Annotated in this window: 17 protein-coding genes and 2 pseudogenes; 10 read left to right on the top strand and 9 right to left on the bottom strand. The window is 47.2% G+C overall.

Features of this window, described 5'->3' with window-relative positions; genetic code table 11:
• Window positions 1-136: 136 nt before the first annotated feature.
• The 3 genes and pseudogenes from HNR75_RS10320 to HNR75_RS15620 form a co-directional block, all read right to left on the bottom strand.
• Window positions 137-1,054: pseudogene (locus HNR75_RS10320) on the bottom strand (aldo/keto reductase); the annotation flags it as partial.
• Window positions 1,055-1,101: 47 nt separating this feature from the next.
• A complete protein-coding gene (locus tag HNR75_RS10315) occupies window positions 1,102-1,524 on the bottom strand; it encodes a carboxymuconolactone decarboxylase family protein (protein ID WP_281364941.1) in 423 nt (140 codons plus the stop codon).
• 15 nt (window positions 1,525-1,539) lie between these two features.
• Window positions 1,540-1,695: pseudogene (locus HNR75_RS15620) on the bottom strand (carboxymuconolactone decarboxylase family protein); the annotation flags it as partial.
• 237 nt (window positions 1,696-1,932) lie between these two features.
• Between HNR75_RS15620 and HNR75_RS10310 the strand changes: the two are divergent.
• The 8 genes from HNR75_RS10310 to HNR75_RS10275 all read left to right on the top strand — a co-directional run bounded on the left by HNR75_RS10310 (window position 1,933) and on the right by HNR75_RS10275 (window position 7,371).
• The gene (locus HNR75_RS10310) at window positions 1,933-2,541 is read left to right on the top strand and encodes a LysE family translocator (RefSeq protein ID WP_166479944.1); all 609 of its coding nucleotides are present in this window, start codon (window positions 1,933-1,935) and stop codon (window positions 2,539-2,541) included.
• A 40-nt stretch (window positions 2,542-2,581) separates the two neighbouring features.
• On the top strand, window positions 2,582-3,403 hold the full coding sequence (locus HNR75_RS10305; RefSeq protein WP_188026882.1) for an AraC family transcriptional regulator: 822 nt from the start codon (window positions 2,582-2,584) through the stop codon (window positions 3,401-3,403).
• Between the two features lie 34 nt (window positions 3,404-3,437).
• The gene (locus HNR75_RS10300) at window positions 3,438-3,839 is read left to right on the top strand and encodes an NUDIX hydrolase (protein WP_188026881.1); all 402 of its coding nucleotides are present in this window, start codon (window positions 3,438-3,440) and stop codon (window positions 3,837-3,839) included.
• Window positions 3,840-3,904: 65 nt separating this feature from the next.
• Window positions 3,905-4,585: a pyrimidine 5'-nucleotidase gene (gene yjjG, locus HNR75_RS10295; protein ID WP_188026880.1), complete on the top strand. Its 681-nt coding sequence runs from the start codon at window positions 3,905-3,907 to the stop codon at window positions 4,583-4,585.
• A 143-nt stretch (window positions 4,586-4,728) separates the two neighbouring features.
• Window positions 4,729-5,235, top strand: coding sequence for a PAAR domain-containing protein (locus HNR75_RS10290; protein ID WP_188026879.1), 507 nt, complete (start codon window positions 4,729-4,731; stop codon window positions 5,233-5,235).
• Window positions 5,232-6,086 carry a DUF6402 family protein gene (locus HNR75_RS10285; RefSeq protein WP_188026878.1) on the top strand — a complete coding sequence of 285 codons (855 nt, stop codon included), beginning with the start codon at window positions 5,232-5,234 and terminating at the stop codon, window positions 6,084-6,086. Before HNR75_RS10290 ends, HNR75_RS10285 begins: the two co-directional genes overlap by 4 nt.
• Window positions 6,083-6,430 carry a hypothetical protein gene (locus tag HNR75_RS10280; RefSeq protein ID WP_188026877.1) on the top strand — a complete coding sequence of 116 codons (348 nt, stop codon included), beginning with the start codon at window positions 6,083-6,085 and terminating at the stop codon, window positions 6,428-6,430. The genes HNR75_RS10285 and HNR75_RS10280 overlap by 4 nt, the downstream gene beginning before the upstream one ends.
• A 134-nt stretch (window positions 6,431-6,564) precedes the next feature.
• On the top strand, window positions 6,565-7,371 hold the full coding sequence (locus tag HNR75_RS10275) for a Cof-type HAD-IIB family hydrolase (protein WP_223157859.1): 807 nt from the start codon (window positions 6,565-6,567) through the stop codon (window positions 7,369-7,371).
• Between the two features lie 116 nt (window positions 7,372-7,487).
• Here the strand turns inward: HNR75_RS10275 and HNR75_RS10270 are convergent, their stop codons facing one another.
• Together HNR75_RS10270 and HNR75_RS10265 are read right to left on the bottom strand one after the other, a co-directional pair.
• Window positions 7,488-7,811, bottom strand: a complete 324-nt coding sequence (locus HNR75_RS10270; protein WP_188026876.1) for a cupredoxin domain-containing protein — start codon at window positions 7,809-7,811, stop codon at window positions 7,488-7,490.
• 357 nt (window positions 7,812-8,168) lie between these two features.
• Window positions 8,169-8,477 (bottom strand): copper-binding protein, encoded by a 309-nt coding sequence (locus HNR75_RS10265; protein ID WP_166479943.1) that lies wholly within the window; start codon window positions 8,475-8,477, stop codon window positions 8,169-8,171.
• Window positions 8,478-8,707: 230 nt separating this feature from the next.
• Here HNR75_RS10265 and HNR75_RS10260 point away from each other — a divergent pair, with 230 nt between their 5' ends.
• Together HNR75_RS10260 and HNR75_RS10255 are read left to right on the top strand one after the other, a co-directional pair.
• On the top strand, window positions 8,708-9,076 hold the full coding sequence (locus tag HNR75_RS10260; protein ID WP_188026875.1) for a hypothetical protein: 369 nt from the start codon (window positions 8,708-8,710) through the stop codon (window positions 9,074-9,076).
• A 151-nt stretch (window positions 9,077-9,227) separates the two neighbouring features.
• A complete protein-coding gene (locus HNR75_RS10255; RefSeq protein WP_188026874.1) occupies window positions 9,228-11,348 on the top strand; it encodes an alpha-galactosidase in 2,121 nt (706 codons plus the stop codon).
• A 38-nt stretch (window positions 11,349-11,386) separates the two neighbouring features.
• Here HNR75_RS10255 and HNR75_RS10250 read toward each other — a convergent pair whose 3' ends face one another.
• The 4 genes from HNR75_RS10250 to HNR75_RS10235 are packed head-to-tail and all read right to left on the bottom strand — an operon-like array spanning window position 11,387 to window position 16,514.
• Complete coding sequence (locus HNR75_RS10250) at window positions 11,387-12,502, bottom strand: ABC transporter ATP-binding protein (protein WP_188026873.1); 1,116 nt, start codon at window positions 12,500-12,502, stop codon at window positions 11,387-11,389.
• A gap of 57 nt (window positions 12,503-12,559) precedes the next feature.
• Window positions 12,560-14,800 carry a glycoside hydrolase family 2 protein gene (locus HNR75_RS10245; RefSeq protein WP_223157858.1) on the bottom strand — a complete coding sequence of 747 codons (2,241 nt, stop codon included), beginning with the start codon at window positions 14,798-14,800 and terminating at the stop codon, window positions 12,560-12,562.
• Window positions 14,797-15,624, bottom strand: coding sequence for a carbohydrate ABC transporter permease (locus HNR75_RS10240; protein ID WP_166479922.1), 828 nt, complete (start codon window positions 15,622-15,624; stop codon window positions 14,797-14,799). Before HNR75_RS10240 ends, HNR75_RS10245 begins: the two co-directional genes overlap by 4 nt.
• Entirely contained in the window at window positions 15,624-16,514 is an 891-nt protein-coding gene (locus HNR75_RS10235) for a carbohydrate ABC transporter permease (RefSeq protein WP_188026872.1), read from the bottom strand. Before HNR75_RS10235 ends, HNR75_RS10240 begins: the two co-directional genes overlap by 1 nt.
• Window positions 16,515-16,557: the final 43 nt, after the last annotated feature.

Here is a 16,557-nt window from a genome sequence, read left to right as displayed (position 1 = left end):
AGCATAGTTCCAATAATGGGCTGTCGCCGCTAGAGTATGAGCGTCAGTATTTTAAAGAGGCTAAAAGTCGTCTAGTGAAGTAGTGGCGATTCAATCCCGGTGTTGAGTTATGACCCGGCACAACCAGCGAATCGACGAAGGCTTCATCTTCTGCGGTCAGCCGATACGATAAAGCATCCATGTAACTATCCCATTGTGCCTCAGTTCGGGGGCCTGCAATCACCGATGTAATGAGCCGGTTATTCAGCACCCACGCCAATGCAAAAGCAATTGAATTCGACCCTTTTTCTTGTGCATAGTCAGCAATCTTTTCGGCAATAACGATGGACTCGTCTCTCAGTTCAGTCTGCAAAATACGAGCATCTCCACGCCCTGCCCGGCTATCTGTTGGCAATGGCTGACTGAGTGCATATTTTCCACTTAAAACGCCACGCGCTAGCGGACTGTAAGGGGCAATACCTAAACCATAATGAGCAGCCGCAGGTAATTGCTCTACTTCTGCGGTACGGCTCACCATATTATATAACGGCTCACTAACAACAGGACGTTCAATGCCAAGCTGATCGGCAACACGACATATCTCAGCAATACGCCAGCCTGTAAAATTCGATACCCCGTAGTAACGCACTTTACCCTGACCGATCAACTCACCTACAGCTCTCACACTCTCGTCCAGAGGCAGACCAGGGATAGCCCGGTGAAGATAGAGGATATCAATGTAGTCGGTTCCGAGACTTTTCAGACTCGTTTCAACTGTTTGACGGATCCATTTACGTGATTGCCCTTGTGAATTCGGATTTCGGCTACCGCCATAACCAAATTTGGTAGCGACCACCCATTCATCTCGTTGGGCCGCAATAGCACGTCCGACAATGATTTCTGACTGGCGACCGTTATAAACATCTGCTGTATCAATAAAATTGATCCTTTGATCATAGGCTTTATCAATGATCCGTTTGGAGGTGGTTTCATCTGTTGCACCACCAAACATCATCGCACCCAGACAAATTGGTGATACTTTCAATGAACTTTTACCAAGGTATTTATATTCCACGGATAGCTCCTATTTTTATTTGTAGCTGCGATATTGTCTTTATGTATTCAGCAGATTGTTTTCAAAATGGTTCGTATATTTTTGGCAGCGGATGCTTCATTTATCTCATTTAGCACTTCAGCGATTGAATTTATTTGTGAGACAACTAAACCTGTATTCATGCCAATCCGAATATGGCTTGTCAGCTGAGAAATAACACCAATACAGGCAAGCGTGGCAATAGTGATAATTTCGCGTTCCTGATAACTGAGAACACCGCGCAAGAAAATATCAGCAAAGAGGTGTTCCTTCAGAAATGCATCGATAGCCGGAGCAAAATCAAATAATGGACCTTTTACCGGCCCTCCGGTCAATTCCCGCTGCACCTCATCACCTAATTCAAAGCGGGATTTATCCACTGGAATAGGCTTTGGCGTTTGTCCGACATCATCATTGGTCCCCGATTTTTGTCTCTCAGTAATGACAACCATCAGCGCTGACAATCCATTCAGGCTACGAGGGAAGCCACAATACGCATAGAGCTGGATCATTAACTCCTTCAACTCGTTAATAGACACACCATCTTGCAAAGCGGTATTTAAATAAGATTGTAATTCTTCGATATGACCCATTGCTGTTGCTGCAGCCACCCTGACAAGATGTTGTTCTTTTTTTAAGTGTCATTGCCATTCCTTAACTATTAATATTTTTTTAATCTAACATGGGATGGATTTTCAATTAATGAATGTTAGTTATTGCACTTATGCAATTGATTAATAAATATGGCGTTCTAGTTTTTCCATATTCATGAAATTACCCAACACATCCGCACAAATCTTCCAGACTTCTGCCGTCAAAATTCACATCATGACCGCATCTCGTCAGATGGAGTTTTCAAGATGGAAAATCTGTTTTCATTTATCTGCTTTGCGTTTGTGGCTTCAATCACGCCGGGGCCAACCAATTTTCTGATTCTGAGTCAGAGTTCCCGGCTTGGTCTGGGGAAGACGTTTCCCATTGTAGTCAGTGCCAGTATCGGCGCTGCGGCGTTGGTCTGTCTGACAGGGATTGGTGTCGGGAAGGCGTTACTTGCTTACCCATTCGTAAAAGAAATGATGGGTTGGCTCGGTGTTTTATGGCTCACGAAATTGGCCTGGCAGATCGCATCACAGCCAGTGAAGGAAACGGATAATTCATCTTCTGATCTGCCGACACTCGGTGTTGTCGGCGGTTTTTTGATGCAGGCGGTGAACCCCAAGGCGTGGTTAATGGCGGTTGCCGTGATCAGTGTTTATGCCACATCAGATACGCATTATTTCTGGAATGTTTCGTATTTGTCCGCCGTTTTTCTGGTGATCGCGATTCCTTGTCTGACAGTCTGGGCATTGGCTGGCCGCTTGGCGGGATCATTGATCCGCAAGCCGATGCATGTGATCTGGCTGAACCGCGTCATGGGCTGGATCTTGCTGGTCTCTGCATGGTCTGCGACACTGAATCTGTCGGTGTAAAATGAGAGTGAGCGATGTTGAAATCAGGACGTAATGACTGATGGCGAATTGGGTCGATTTGGCCAAAGATGCCGAAAGCGGGATTGAAACGATACGCGCCCACTTTTCCGGGCATGCGTATGATCCCCATTGGCATCCGCAATATCTCATCGGGGTGACTGAACAGGGACATCAGCAGTTTCATTGCCGTCGGCGGCAGGTAAACAGCCATCAGGGTCATGTGTTCATGCTGGAACCCGAAGAACTGCATGATGGTCATGCGCCGGAGAGTGCCGGGTTCACGTATCAGATGCTCTATTTCGATCCGGCCTGGCTGCATACCCGTATGGCCGGGTTATATGAAAAAATGCCGGATGGGTTCGAATTTTCTGTCGCCTCCACTTTAACACAGGATCCCCAGCTGGCACTTCGGGTTTCACAGGCCTTCCAAGCTTATCATTTTCAGGAATTCCGGCTTATTAAAGAAACGAGTATCGATTTATTACTGAGCAGTCTGATCAAGACAAATTGGGTTCAGGTAGTCGGACAAACATCAGATCATCATCCGCTGATCGCAAGTAAAATCCGCGATATGCTGTATGAGCATGTGTGCGATGAAATCGGTCTGGACGAGCTTGCAGCTGAAGCAGGAATGGACCGTTTCAGAATGAACCGGATTTTTAAGTCGGCTTACCAAATCGCGCCTTATCAATATTTGCTGCAATTACGACTTTCAAAAGCCCGGATGATGATTGCGGCCGGTTCACCCCTTGCGGATGTTGCATCGACGTTTTGTTTTTCCGATCAGAGTCATTTAGGCCGCTGGTTTCGCCGTTGTTATGGCATGACACCCGCGACCTATCAGAAGATATGCAGTGGTTAATAAATTCGATAACCAATACAAAGGATGAATCACCATGACAACCTACATTGATAAACTTGCCCTGTTTACTATCTCGGATAAAAAACTATTAGTTGTTCGCTCCAGGGGCAAATCGCTGTTTTATCTGCCCGGCGGTAAACGCGAATTCAACGAGACTGACCATGAGGCGCTGATACGTGAAATATCAGAAGAGTTAACCATTGATTTGGTGCCATCCACGATAACCTATGCCACCACACTTGAAGCGCAGGCGGATGGGAAACCAGAAGGGACGTTAGTTAAACTGACATGCTATTTCGCGGATTATGATGGCGAACCAATGCCTGCTGCCGAGATTGAAGAATTACGTTACATAGACAGCCATGATATTGAAATTTGCTCAAAAGCAGCGCTCCTGTGCGTTGATTGGCTCAAAGAACATGGCTACATCAATTAGGGCTGGTTATATCCCTCGTGTAGAATGAGCGGCATAGTCACAAGGCATGATAGAGATATGCGCACATGAAATCCTATGAATGGATCTTGTTCGATGCAGATGAAACATTGTTTGAATTTGATGCCCTCCGCGGTTTAAAACTGATGTTTTCACGCTTTGGCGTCGACTTTTCCGATGCTGATTTTTCAGAATATCAGTCCGTGAATAAGCCGCTCTGGGTTCAATACCAGAATGGTGAAATATCTGCGGCGCAGCTCCAGCATCAACGTTTTGAATCCTGGGCGCAACGGCTTGATGAAACGCCAAAAACATTAAACAGTGCATTTCTGTCTGCGATGGCGGATATCTGTCAGCCACTGAATGGGGCCGCTGATTTGCTGAATACCCTACGGGGCAAAGTGAAGCTCGGTATTATCACTAATGGCTTTACCGAGCTGCAGCAAATCCGTCTGGAGCGCACCGGATTTCGGGAGCATTTTGATGTGCTGATCATTTCCGAACAGGTTGGTGTGGCTAAGCCCCATCCGGATATTTTTGAGCATGCCCTTTCCACGATGGGGAATCCGCCCCGTGAGCGTGTTCTCATGGTCGGCGATAATCCTGACTCGGATATTTTGGGTGGCCTCAATGCGGGCTTGCATACATGCTGGGTTAATACAGATAACAAGCCTGTGCCGGTAGGCATCACACCTCACTATCAGGTTTCATCATTACCGGAGCTTGAATCGCTTCTGACACAGTCTTGATTTATCCCCCGTAAGCGGTGCAGACACAAAACAGCTTGTTGTTCTGCACTGTTATCGCAATGAACCAACAAATCTGACAGCTTGAATGACAAACTAAACTGCATAAATTTCTGAACTCTTTTTCAAACATGTTCGGAGAATATATGCCTTTAGCCGCTAGAGTTGGTGATGCACATGCTTGTCCTCAGAAAGGACATTCTGTAAATAATATCGTTTCCGGCTCTGATAATGTATTTATTAACGGCCTGCCGGCTTCCCGTCTCGGTGATACTACTAGTTGTGGCGCTACAATTGTTGCGGGTAGCTCAACCGTTTTTATTAATGGCAAACCTGCTGCATTAATGGGATCAGCGACTTCACATGGCGGTGTGATCATCGGTGGCTCTGATAATGTCTTAATTGGCGACATCTATACTCCAGCATCAACCATATCTGATTCACTCGTTGAAAAAGCATTTAATCAACACTTTCAGCTTATCGATCAATCAGGTAATCCCGTGAAAGGATTCACTTATCTGCTCCAAACACCCGACGGAGAGATCACGGGAGAAACGTGTGAGCAGGGAAAAACCGATCTGTGTCATAGCCACACCATGCAAAGCATTACATTAGCTCACGCTTTTCAATCAGAGATCGGAGTTAAAAAATGACATTAGCAACAGCAACCACAACGCCTCGCAGCGATACAAATCCAATTCGGGTTATTGTTGATCCTCTTCATTTAGATGAAATACCCGACATCATGGACGCAATGAACTGGCATACTGCTGCAAAACTGATGCGTCACTGGTTTAACCAAGAGGAAGCTTATGTGATGACTGCAGATATCAGATCAGGAAAAGTGAGCTCTCTATCTTTACCGCCAAACCGATATAATGATGATATCGTTAAGATAGACTGGTTATTATCTCATCCAATGTGGCATGCCGCAGCAATCAATATTCATAATTCATGGGTATCACCTAAAGGTATAGACAGGCTTAAAATTTTATTAAAAAAAGAGGGATGGATCAGAGGAAAAACAACCCCAACAGTATTGGGCTCTATAATTCACTCCGCCAGAGAATGTGATACATATTCACAGGTAAACAAAGTTGATGTCGGAAATAAACTGAACCGTGTCGATGGCTTGTATGGTGCCATTGGTAATGGAACATTGAAAATAGCCGTTGTAGGTACAGCTTTTAATCGCCACGGACGTGATTTTTTCCGGGTTGAAAAAACAGGTTTATACCTTCGGGATAGTTATGATTTTGAGGGTGACAATGAACCGCTCGGCATCTGGAGTAAAAAACGGAATAAATGTTTAGGTAAATTAGATACCGTAGCTTATCTTTCATCTCCATTGTATTTCGCATTGCAAGGATATGTTCCTGTTTTCAATCGTGATTTCAGGTGCTGGCAAGAAGTACATAAGAACGACAAAAAGAAAGGTGGTGATTTTATCGTTTACTCGGATGTGCAATGGCGGAATGAATCAGGATGGGAAATCCCTCTATGAAACGTAAATACGTCTTGTACACCATGGTAGTGATAATTCTTTGCTTCTCATTTCTATTTTTTTCCCCTTTTCTGGCAAAAAAATATGGAAAACAACTTTTTTGGGATGAGAGTCCAGATAATAAATACCATATTGAAACACTGAAAGTTGCCAGCTTTTATCTGGGAGAGCTTAGAATGGACACACCAGGATTCGTTAGAGCATATGATAAAAATGGTAAACTATTTTATGAAAGTGAAATTGTTGACTTATATGATAATTGTCAGGTTTCTTGGCCAGCCCCCGAAGTTGGATTACCCAATATAATGGTAGGAATGGATGTATCAATACCTATTTCGCCTTAAAATCCTATAACAAACTTGGTGTGTGCCGTTTTTTCAAACTACCCCACACGTCAAAGTCAGGTAATTCTGATAGCATTACGAAAATCTCAGCCACATTAATCCCCTAGTCAGATTCTTGATGGAGTGCTCCATACGTGAAGAAGATTGCTTTTTTTGATATTGACGGAACGATGGTGAATGTTCCAAACGGTATGTTGCACCCATCTGATGAGACTCAACAGGTGATTAAAAAATTCCAGGAACAAGGGAATTATATCGTTGTTGCCACTGCCAGAACGCAGATCCCTGAGAGTGTTCGTAACATCAATTTTGATGGTTATATTTGCAGTGACGGCCACTATATCGAATTCCACGGTGAAACCTTGATCAATAATGTGTTCACTGATGACGAGATCGATATGCAATTGCAGGTCTATGAAGCACACAATGGCAGTTGTGCGTTAGGTGGCTATTCAGGCAATTGGGTGAGTTCGCATTCCGATCCTTATCTGAAGCAACATCACGCCATTTATAGTGGCAGCGATGACCTCTCTCATATTCCTCTGGTCTCACATTGCGCTGGCGAAATTAAGGCAAACTCGATTGCTGCCGTTTTTTCTTCTGCCGAAGATTTATTCGCAGCCAAAGCTAAATTACCTGAAAAATGGGCTATCAATGCCTATGGGGATGATGTTGATATTCGTATGGATGTGCATCTAGAGGGGTTCTCTAAAGGAACCGCTTGTGAATATTTATATAATCATCTAAATATTGATAAGCACAATACCTACGCATTTGGCGATGGGCACAATGATATCGAGATGTTGCAGCTGGTTGGTACCGGTATTGCGATGGGAAACGCGTCTGATGTTGTCAAAGCCAGTGCTGATGCGATTACTGATACCGTCGATAATAACGGGATAGCCAAAGCCTTTAAAAAATATCTGGCCATTGATTACTGATCAAAATTACCTGACGAAATTCAAATTCGATCACTTTGCTCACTGGACGGCACTGTGTGCCGCCAGTGATTTAAATCAGATGTCATCAAGCAAGCCTCAACTGTAAATCATCCAATCTAAGGAGAAACAATCACGGACCCGTTCATTGATGAATGATAACTGCAGTGATATTCAAACGTACCCGCCTTATCAAACTTGTGGCTGTAGGCCCCATTCGCTTTGACCCTACCGGAATCCCAGGTCCCATCATTGCCGGTGACCGTGTGTGCCGTGTTATCCGCGTTTATCCAATTGATGGTCGTACCTGTTTTGACTTTAATCACTTCGGGGCTAAAGGCGAAATTCGAAATTTGCACACTGGCATTTTCTTCACCAAAACTTTGACCTGTCATAGCTATGGCGGCCATGCCTATGACAAAAACAGAAATATAGCGATTCATTTAAACCTCCACCAACATATTGCTCATCGAAAAACAATGGCAATCGCTTAAGTATAGTTGTAAATGAATTACCCCCCCCCTGTGCAGATAATCCCGCATTGATATAGCAACATGAGAGAAACATGGCATCGCTATCCTTGAAGATGTTGGCTCACCAATTGCGCTTAAAAAGCCCCCATCGCTGGGGGAAAGTGGAGTTCAAAATCAGTGTTATTGAACGCTCGCCAAGCAAGGGATACCTGGCGAGACAAAATAGAAACACACACTCATTTTCAACTCTAAGGATGCAGGGATTTAGAAAAACAAAGGGGTTATGTCAGGACAACATAACCCCTTGCGCTGCGTGTCAGCAGTGAATTATTGTGATACAGGTGTTACGAAATGGGCGTTCGCATTGAATGTATTTGATGAGGTAAATTTCACATCAACAGTCTGACCGGCTTCGATACCGTTCAGTACATTACTGCCATTCGCCTTGTAAGTGAAAGTACGAGCTGGCCAGCCCAGTTCAGAGACGGCATCTTGCTTCACGGTGATCGTCTGGTCTGCCGCATTAACAGCAACAACAGAACCATGTGCCTGATAAGTGTTGACGGTAGCCTGGGCAGTGATAGCAGCCAGAGATAACGCAGCAACAGCGGCAAAACGTACGAATGTATTTTTCATGTTTTTTACTCCACAGATAGTCATTTGGTGAACCGGCATCAGGCCGTGTTCTTTTTTGTTTTTTGTGAAACGCATCACGTTTCGTTGGAGCAAGAATACGACTGTAATGCGTTCAGATAAACCTCGCATTCGTGAATTGACTGTATCAAAAAATGGAACAATCGCAGACAAGCTGTTTTGTTATCCGGACGAAACCTGATTGACCACATGTGAAAAAAAGGAGCCATGCTATGCATAAAACCGAGATTCAATGGCTAAACAATGTTGAAGAAAAAGACTACCCGGCAGCACTCTCCTATCTCGGGCTTATATACCCTCCGGAACAAGCCGCATCATTCGTCGACAGGTTAAAAACTGCCGATATCACCGAATTCAAAGCTAAGGATGTTTTCCGTGCTTCTGCGCTGTCATTGCTGGGTATTAGTAATCTGCATGTAGAAAAAGACCGTGAAAAAATTCGCACGGGCAAACTGTTGTCTCCTTTACTGCTTGTCCGTGATACGGCCAATGGCAAAGTCGTCATTGCTGATGGTTATCATAGAATGTGTGCGATATACGAGTTCGATGAAGATGCATGGCTTAAATGCAAGATTGTTTGAATGACGCACTACATTCTATATTTTCATGTAATCGATTACGCAACCTGAATGCGATCACAGTCATAGAAATTAATTCTCAATATACTGCTTACAAATACAACAAGACGTCCATCTCCTGTCGTAAAAAAGCCAGTAAAGGAGTTTATTTTCAATGAATTATGATGCAATAACGTTGCATGGGCAGAATTCGACGCTGATTCTGAAAACCGGGCCGGCCCCTGAGATTGTTTATTGGGGCGAACGAGTAAATGCTCAGCTTCATGTAAACGATATCTCACCAATCACACGTGCGGTTCCGCATGGCCGCCTCGATCTTGATGTACCGCTTACACTGAGCCCGGAGCATGGCCGTGGTATGTTCAGCAGTCCGGGATTAGAAGGTCATCGGAATGGTTATGACTGGTCTCCGGTATTCGCCTTCCATTCCCTTGAACAGAATGGCAATTCCCTGAAAATTATCACTGAAGACACTATCGCCGGCCTGAAGCTGGTCATTGATTTGATTCTGGATCCTGCCACCGATGTGCTTCAGATCCGGCATACGCTGACCAACATGAAGCCCGATCCCTATCAGGTGGATCGGTTCGCGGTAACTCTTCCCCTCCCCGAACGTGCCGATGAATTATTGGCCTTTCATGGTCGCTGGGTACGAGAATTCCAGCCTCACCAGATTAATCTTAAACACGGCAGCTATCAGCAGGAAAACCGCCGTGGGCGCACCTCGCATGAACATTTTCCGGCATTCATTCAGGGCTCGACAGGTTTTAATGAACAACAGGGCGAACTCTGGGGGTTCCACTTTGGCTGGAGCGGAAATCACCGCCTGCGTTCCGATGTCAAAACAGATGGCCGCCGTTTCATGCAGGCGGAAGCGCTCTATTTTGCCGGCGAAATTCAGCTGGCTGAAAACGAAAGTGTCAGCACGCCCTTGATCTACGCAACTTACAGCCAGCACGGTCTGAATGCGATGAGCCACGCCTTCCACCAGTTTGTCCGTCAGCAGATCCTGCATTTCCCGGTAAACAAACCCCGCCCGGTACATCTGAACACCTGGGAAGGGATCTATTTTCAGCACGATCCTGCTTACATCATGCAGATGGCGACACAGGCGGCCAGGCTGGGCGTTGAACGTTTTATTATTGATGACGGCTGGTTTAAAGGCCGCGATCATGACAGAGCAGCACTGGGTGACTGGTATCTGGACGAGAAAAAATATCCTGACGGGCTGGAACCGGTCGTGAATCATGTCCGCGCACTGGGGATGGAATTTGGTATCTGGGTCGAGCCGGAAATGATCAATCCTGATTCCGATCTGTTCCGTGCTCATCCAGACTGGCTGCTGGCCGTACCGGGTTATCACCAGCCCACCGGCCGCAATCAGTACGCGTTGGATCTGCAGAATCCGGCTGTTTTTGCCTATCTGCTGGAGCGACTGGATGACCTGCTGAGCCGGTATGATATCAGCTATCTCAAATGGGATATGAACCGGGAAATTGTTCAGCCCGGCCATGACAGTAAAGCGGCCATCACCGGACAAACGCAGGCGGTTTATCGCTTGTTTGATGAAATCAGGACACGTCATCCACTGGTTGAAATTGAATCCTGTGCTTCCGGCGGCGGACGCATCGATTTTGAGGTACTGAAACGGACTCACCGTTTCTGGACATCGGACAATAATGACGCTCTGGAACGCCAGCAAATACAACGTGGCATGAGTTACTTCTTCCCGCCAGAAGTGATGGGCTCACATATCGGCAGCGCTCACTGCCACAGTACTGCCCGCTCCCACAGCATTGCATTCCGCGGTCTGACAGCCTTATTCGGGCATATGGGTGTTGAGCTGGATCCGGTAAAAGAAAACGCTGAAGAGCAGGCCGGGTTTGCGCATTTTATTGCATTGCATAAACAACTGCGTCCACTATTACACAGCGGCAAGGTTGTCCGTATCGACCATCATGACCCCGCCATGATGATTAATGGCGTGATTGCGGCCGATCAGACCGAAGCGGTATTCCTGATCAGCCAGCTGACCATGCCGACTTATTCACTGTCAGGTTCATTACGTTTGCCCGGATTACAGGCTGACAAAAATTACTGTCTGACTGTGCTGGAAAAACCGGCCCGCTTTGATGGTGGCGTCATGAAAACTCAACCGCAGTGGCTGACGCAGGATGAAACCATTCTCTCGGGTGAATGGTTAGCCAAGATAGGTATTGCGCTGCCTGTGATGGATCCGGAAAGTGCGGTGTTACTGCAGTTTAAACTGGTTTAGATAAAGAAGATGGCCTGAATATTCAGGCCATCACGTGCTTAATGTTTACTCTCTGAAGGGATCTCACGCTGACCGATAGCGACACCATCCTGGTTGAACAGATGGCAATCGCTCAGATGAATGCCCAGCTTGATGTCTTCATAAAGCGCTACGGCTTTATCTCCCTGCACATGCACTTTAAACCCTTCTTTACCGCAGTAATTGCCAAACAGATAAGTCGAATTGCCTAAACGTTCCACCACTTCACTCTGGAACGTCAGCGAAAAATCGCCCTGCTCGACCTGCATATGAATATGTTCCGGACGAATACCTAAGCGTACCTTTTCCCCCACGGCAATGGCATCGGTAGTCACATGCAGCATGATGCATTGTCCATCCGGCAGACGAACTGACGCCTTGCCATTGGTGATCGCGTCGATAGTGGCATCAATAAAATTCATTTTTGGCGAACCGATAAAACCGGCGACAAATTCATTGGCTGGCGCATGATAAAGCTGCAATGGCGAGCCGACCTGTTCGACGTTCCCGCTGCGCAGCACCACTATCTTATCGGCCAAGGTCATGGCTTCCACCTGATCATGGGTAACATAAATCATGGTGTTGCCCAGTTCATGATGCAGTTTGGCGATCTGCAGGCGCATTTCCACGCGTAATTCGGCATCCAGATTCGATAACGGTTCATCAAACAGGAAGACTTTCGGATCGCGGACAATCGCCCGGCCAATCGCCACACGCTGGCGCTGGCCACCGGACATGTCTTTCGGTTTGCGATCCAGCAGTTGTTCCATCTTCAATGTTTTGGCGGCAATGTTAACGCGCTTGGCAATCTCTTCTTTGTCCACACCGTTCATTTTCAGACCAAAACCCATGTTCTCCGCGACTGTCATATGCGGATAGAGCGCGTATGACTGGAACACCATCGCCACACCCCGGTCAGCCGGATCAACATCATTCACTTTGCGGCCATCGATATAGAGTTCACCTTCCGAGATCTCTTCCAGCCCGGCGACCATGCGCAGCAAGGTTGATTTGCCACAGCCGGACGGCCCGACAAACACCACAAATTCCCCACTGTCGATTTGCAGATCCACCCCATGGATGGTCTGGTTTTTTTCATAACGTTTAACAACTTTACGCAGCGTAATATCAGCCATTGTTTTATCTCCACTGACTATCCGGTGCTGTTTCACCGGATAGCGAACTAATTCGATTCACTCACCGATGATGTTTAACTCAAGCGTCTGACTACCCAGCCGGGCGCTGGTAAATGTGGCTGTCACCAGCCCGCCATGATCGCCCGCTTCAAGCCAGAGTCCGACCGCGCCGCCTTTCAGCACCAGCTGATCCGGGCCGATAATTTTTGCCGGGCCGTCAACGGAAACCGAAATGATGTCATCCAGAAATGGCAGCAAATTGCCGCATTGATCCAGAGCTTCGATGGTGACGCGTGTAGCCGCTTTTTCGTTGGCCGGTAATTCACTGTAATCCGATTTAACCCGTAACGAAGTCGCCACCGGATTAGCAGGCATCTGCATCTCGCACACTACCTGGCCGTTGTGTAAGCCTCGCAGCGAGACGGTCTCCCATTTCATGCCCCATTCACCAAATTCCTGCGGTGAAATGACCTCGTCATCAATGATCACCGGCGCATGCGGCAGATGCGGAAATTGTTTCACCGCCGGTTTCAGCCGTTTCACCGGATAATCACCAACTTTGAATTCGATCTCATCGCAGTTGGTCAGGATGATCAGCGGCAGAATCAGGCACTCGCAGCGTTCACCCCGCGCCCAGAAGGTTACGGGTTGCATCACCGGCTCATCGCTGACTTCACACTGACTCTTATAGGCGTAAGCAGCAAATTTGGGGATGCGGAACATGTCACTGATGCCGTGATAACAGATGCGATCACCGCTGCCGAAATCTTTATGCGTGTTGTAATCAAACAGGCACCAGGCAATACAGCCGGAAATATGCGGATCGGCATAACAGGCATCCAGCACCCGTAAATGACGGATCACGTGTTCATGCTGGCGTTCTTCCGGATCAAACCGTTTGGTCGGGAACATATGTCCGTTATATTCCGTAACCATATACGGTACTTTATGATCAAGCCCGGTCACCTGTTGCTGATCACGGAGCGCAACTTCGCCGCCGTTCAGCACAAAGTCATTCATGGTGTAGACATCTTCCAGCAGCGAACTGCTGGTATGACAACGGACACCGCCGGTCTGACGGCTTGGATCCAGTGCATGGGCCAGCCGGTTGGTGCGTTCATAGAAATGATCATCGTCACGCGATTCATTGATCCTGACGCCCCACAGCACAATCGATGGATGGTTCCAGTCACGCTGGATCATGGCGCCGACATTCGCGATCGCCCCCTGTTTCCAGGCTTCATCACCAATGTGCTGCCAGCCGGGGATCTCTTCAAACACCAGCAGCCCGAGCTCATCACAGCGATCTAAAAATGCTGGTGACTGCGGATAATGCGAGGTTCTGACCAGATTGAATTTGAGTGTGTTTTTGATGAAATCCGCATCCGCCCTCTGGGCATGAGCCCCCATCGCATAACCCATATACGGATATGACTGATGACGATTGATGCCGCGGATCTTCAGACTGCGGCCGTTCAGCAGAAAGCCATCGGGCGTAAATTCTGCCTGACGAAAACCCACTCTCGTCGTGAACTGGTGACTGAAGTTATTTCCGCTGATACTGATCGCAAGATGATAAAGAACCGGCTCATCAATATCCCATAACCGGATACCGGTTAAGCCTGTCATCCGGAAAGCATCCTGCGCCCGGGAACCGGAAATGCCATGACGATGTTCCGCCACCAACTTGCCATCGGCTGTCGTTAAACGGGCAACCAGCTCACCGTCATCATTACCCGCGACGATCTGATCCAGATAAACACGCACAGCCAGTGTTTTCTCGTCAGTTAAAACATCTTCCGCGATGGCCTGTACGTTTTTAATGCGTAACGCATCGGTCGTTTTCAACCAGACATTGCGATAAATACCGGCATAAGTCAGGTAATCGATCTGACCGCCAAACGGGGAAATTTCAGGATTTTCGCTGCCATCGATCACCACGGTGATCTGGTTTTCGCCCTGTAACAGATGCGGCGTCAGCAATACTTCAAACGGCGTGTAGCCATCACGATGTCCGGTCAGCAGCTTGCCATTGAGGTACACTTTGGCATCCGCCATCGCGCCATCAAATTGTAACCAGACCTGTTTCTCTGCAAACTCAGACCGCCAAAGCAGCGTTTTCTGATAACTGAATTTGCGCTGATACGTGGTCTCATCGAAGTAGTTATAAGGCAGCTCGACCGCGGTATGCGGTAAATCAACCTGTTCAGCGACCGCCAGTTCAGCGCCGGTGAATAACGTAAATTCACCCGGAATGAAACGCCACTGCTTATCAAAACTCTCGCATAAATTCATCATTTCACTGACCCCACCATTCCCTGAACAAATTGCTTTTGCATTGCGAAAAACACGGCGATCGTTGGCAATGTCGCCGCAACCGTACCGATCATGACAACCCCGAAATCAGGGACATAAGCCGACGACAGTGACGACAATACCAGATTGATGGTTTTCATATCGGGGGTCTGCAACACGATCAGAGGCCAGAGGAAGTTATTCCAGTTCGCCATGAAGGTAATGATGAACGCCGCCGCATAGGTGGAACGCATCACCGGAAAGAACACATAGACAAAGATCTGCCACTCTTTCACGCCATCAACGCGGGCGGCATCGAGCAGTTCTTTCGGGAAGGCTTTGGTGCACTGGCGGAAGTAGAAAATGATGTAAACCGAGGCGACGGAAGGCAACACCACCGCCCAGTGCGTATCCAGCAGATTCGCTTTCGCCATCATGCTGAACAGCGGGATCATCAGTGCCGCGAATGGGATCATCATCGTCAGCAGCAACAGGTTATAAACCTTGTCGCGCAGTTTTGACTGATAAATCTCAAACCCATACCCCGCGAGTGAAGCGATGACTAGGGTCAGAAACGTCCCCAGCAATGAAACCTTCGTGGTGTTCCAGAAAATCTGCGGCAGATCGACCACCTGACTCAGCTTGGTGAAGTTATCAATCAGTGCAGTACCGAAAGACATCTTCCCCTGGTTGATATCTGCCGTGGTGTTGGTGCTACTGACCACCATCCAGAAAAACGGAAACAGAGAAACAAAGGCGATCACCACCAGAAACAGGTACATCACACCCTGATAGATTTTTTGTCTGGAGAAATTAGAGGTCGTCATTATTTTTTGTCCTGTACAAATTTAAACTGCACCAAGGCCAGCACCGCAGCAAAGAACACAATCACGTAAGAGACTGTGGCGGCATAACCGAAATTCGGCACAAATTTGAATGACAAGTTGTAGATATACATCGACAGCGTCAGCGTGGAGTTCGCCGGACCACCATTGGTGATGTTCATCGCTTCATCGAACAGCTGCAGCGTACCAATCGTCGACATGACGGACGTAAACAGGATCACCGGCTTGAGTAACGGTACCGTAATATGGAAGAACGTCTGAACCGGTGACACGCCTTCCAGCTTGGCCGCCTCATAGATCGACTTGTCGATGTTTTGCATTGCTGCCAGATAAAAGATCATGTTGTAACCAGTCCAGCGCCAGGTGATCGCCAGAATGATGGTCACTTTTGCCCAGAACGGATCGGTCAGCCAGGGAATCGGATTATCGATCACGCCAATCGTCATCAGCGCGGAATTCACGATGCCGTCATAACCAAACATGCTTTTAAACAGAATGGAATAAGCAACCAGCGACGTGACACAAGGCAGGAAAATGGCCATGCGGAAGAAACTGCGGAACCGGACATTCGGCGAGTTCAAACAGGAAGCCGTTGCCAGTGAAAGCAGGATCATCAGCGGAACCTGCACAATCAGAAAAATCAGCGTATTGGTTAACGCAGTAATAAACACCTGATCATGCATCAGACGAGTAATATTACCAAAGCCAACAAACTGAACGATGGTGCCCTTTCCGGAATGCATGGATAACCAAAGCGAATTCAGGATCGGATAAATCATGAACAGCGTTACCAGCGTGAGTGAGGCCAGGACAAAACCCCATCCGTTGATATCGTAAAAACGGTGAAAATTGCGACTACGAATCTGAGTCATGGGCATAACACCTGAATGAGACATAATAGGAACCTCAGCAGGA

Origin of the sequence: Tolumonas osonensis, from assembly GCF_014202415.1 — a bacterium.
GTDB classification, from domain to species: Bacteria; Pseudomonadota; Gammaproteobacteria; order Enterobacterales; family Aeromonadaceae; genus Tolumonas; species Tolumonas osonensis.
This window is presented reverse-complemented; position numbering and strand designations above follow the sequence as displayed.

Coding starts and splice junctions, on each gene's coding strand:
- HNR75_RS10315 (WP_281364941.1), bottom strand. CDS start 1,524: ATGGTTGTCATTACTGAGAGACAAAAATCGGGGACCAATGATGATGTC.
- HNR75_RS10310 (WP_166479944.1), top strand. CDS start 1,933: ATGGAAAATCTGTTTTCATTTATCTGCTTTGCGTTTGTGGCTTCAATC.
- HNR75_RS10305 (WP_188026882.1), top strand. CDS start 2,582: ATGGCGAATTGGGTCGATTTGGCCAAAGATGCCGAAAGCGGGATTGAA.
- HNR75_RS10300 (WP_188026881.1), top strand. CDS start 3,438: ATGACAACCTACATTGATAAACTTGCCCTGTTTACTATCTCGGATAAA.
- yjjG (WP_188026880.1), top strand. CDS start 3,905: ATGAAATCCTATGAATGGATCTTGTTCGATGCAGATGAAACATTGTTT.
- HNR75_RS10290 (WP_188026879.1), top strand. CDS start 4,729: ATGCCTTTAGCCGCTAGAGTTGGTGATGCACATGCTTGTCCTCAGAAA.
- HNR75_RS10285 (WP_188026878.1), top strand. CDS start 5,232: ATGACATTAGCAACAGCAACCACAACGCCTCGCAGCGATACAAATCCA.
- HNR75_RS10280 (WP_188026877.1), top strand. CDS start 6,083: ATGAAACGTAAATACGTCTTGTACACCATGGTAGTGATAATTCTTTGC.
- HNR75_RS10270 (WP_188026876.1), bottom strand. CDS start 7,811: ATGAATCGCTATATTTCTGTTTTTGTCATAGGCATGGCCGCCATAGCT.
- HNR75_RS10265 (WP_166479943.1), bottom strand. CDS start 8,477: ATGAAAAATACATTCGTACGTTTTGCCGCTGTTGCTGCGTTATCTCTG.
- HNR75_RS10260 (WP_188026875.1), top strand. CDS start 8,708: ATGCATAAAACCGAGATTCAATGGCTAAACAATGTTGAAGAAAAAGAC.
- HNR75_RS10255 (WP_188026874.1), top strand. CDS start 9,228: ATGAATTATGATGCAATAACGTTGCATGGGCAGAATTCGACGCTGATT.
- HNR75_RS10250 (WP_188026873.1), bottom strand. CDS start 12,502: ATGGCTGATATTACGCTGCGTAAAGTTGTTAAACGTTATGAAAAAAAC.
- HNR75_RS10245 (WP_223157858.1), bottom strand. CDS start 14,800: ATGATGAATTTATGCGAGAGTTTTGATAAGCAGTGGCGTTTCATTCCG.
- HNR75_RS10240 (WP_166479922.1), bottom strand. CDS start 15,624: ATGACGACCTCTAATTTCTCCAGACAAAAAATCTATCAGGGTGTGATG.
- HNR75_RS10235 (WP_188026872.1), bottom strand. CDS start 16,514: ATGACTCAGATTCGTAGTCGCAATTTTCACCGTTTTTACGATATCAAC.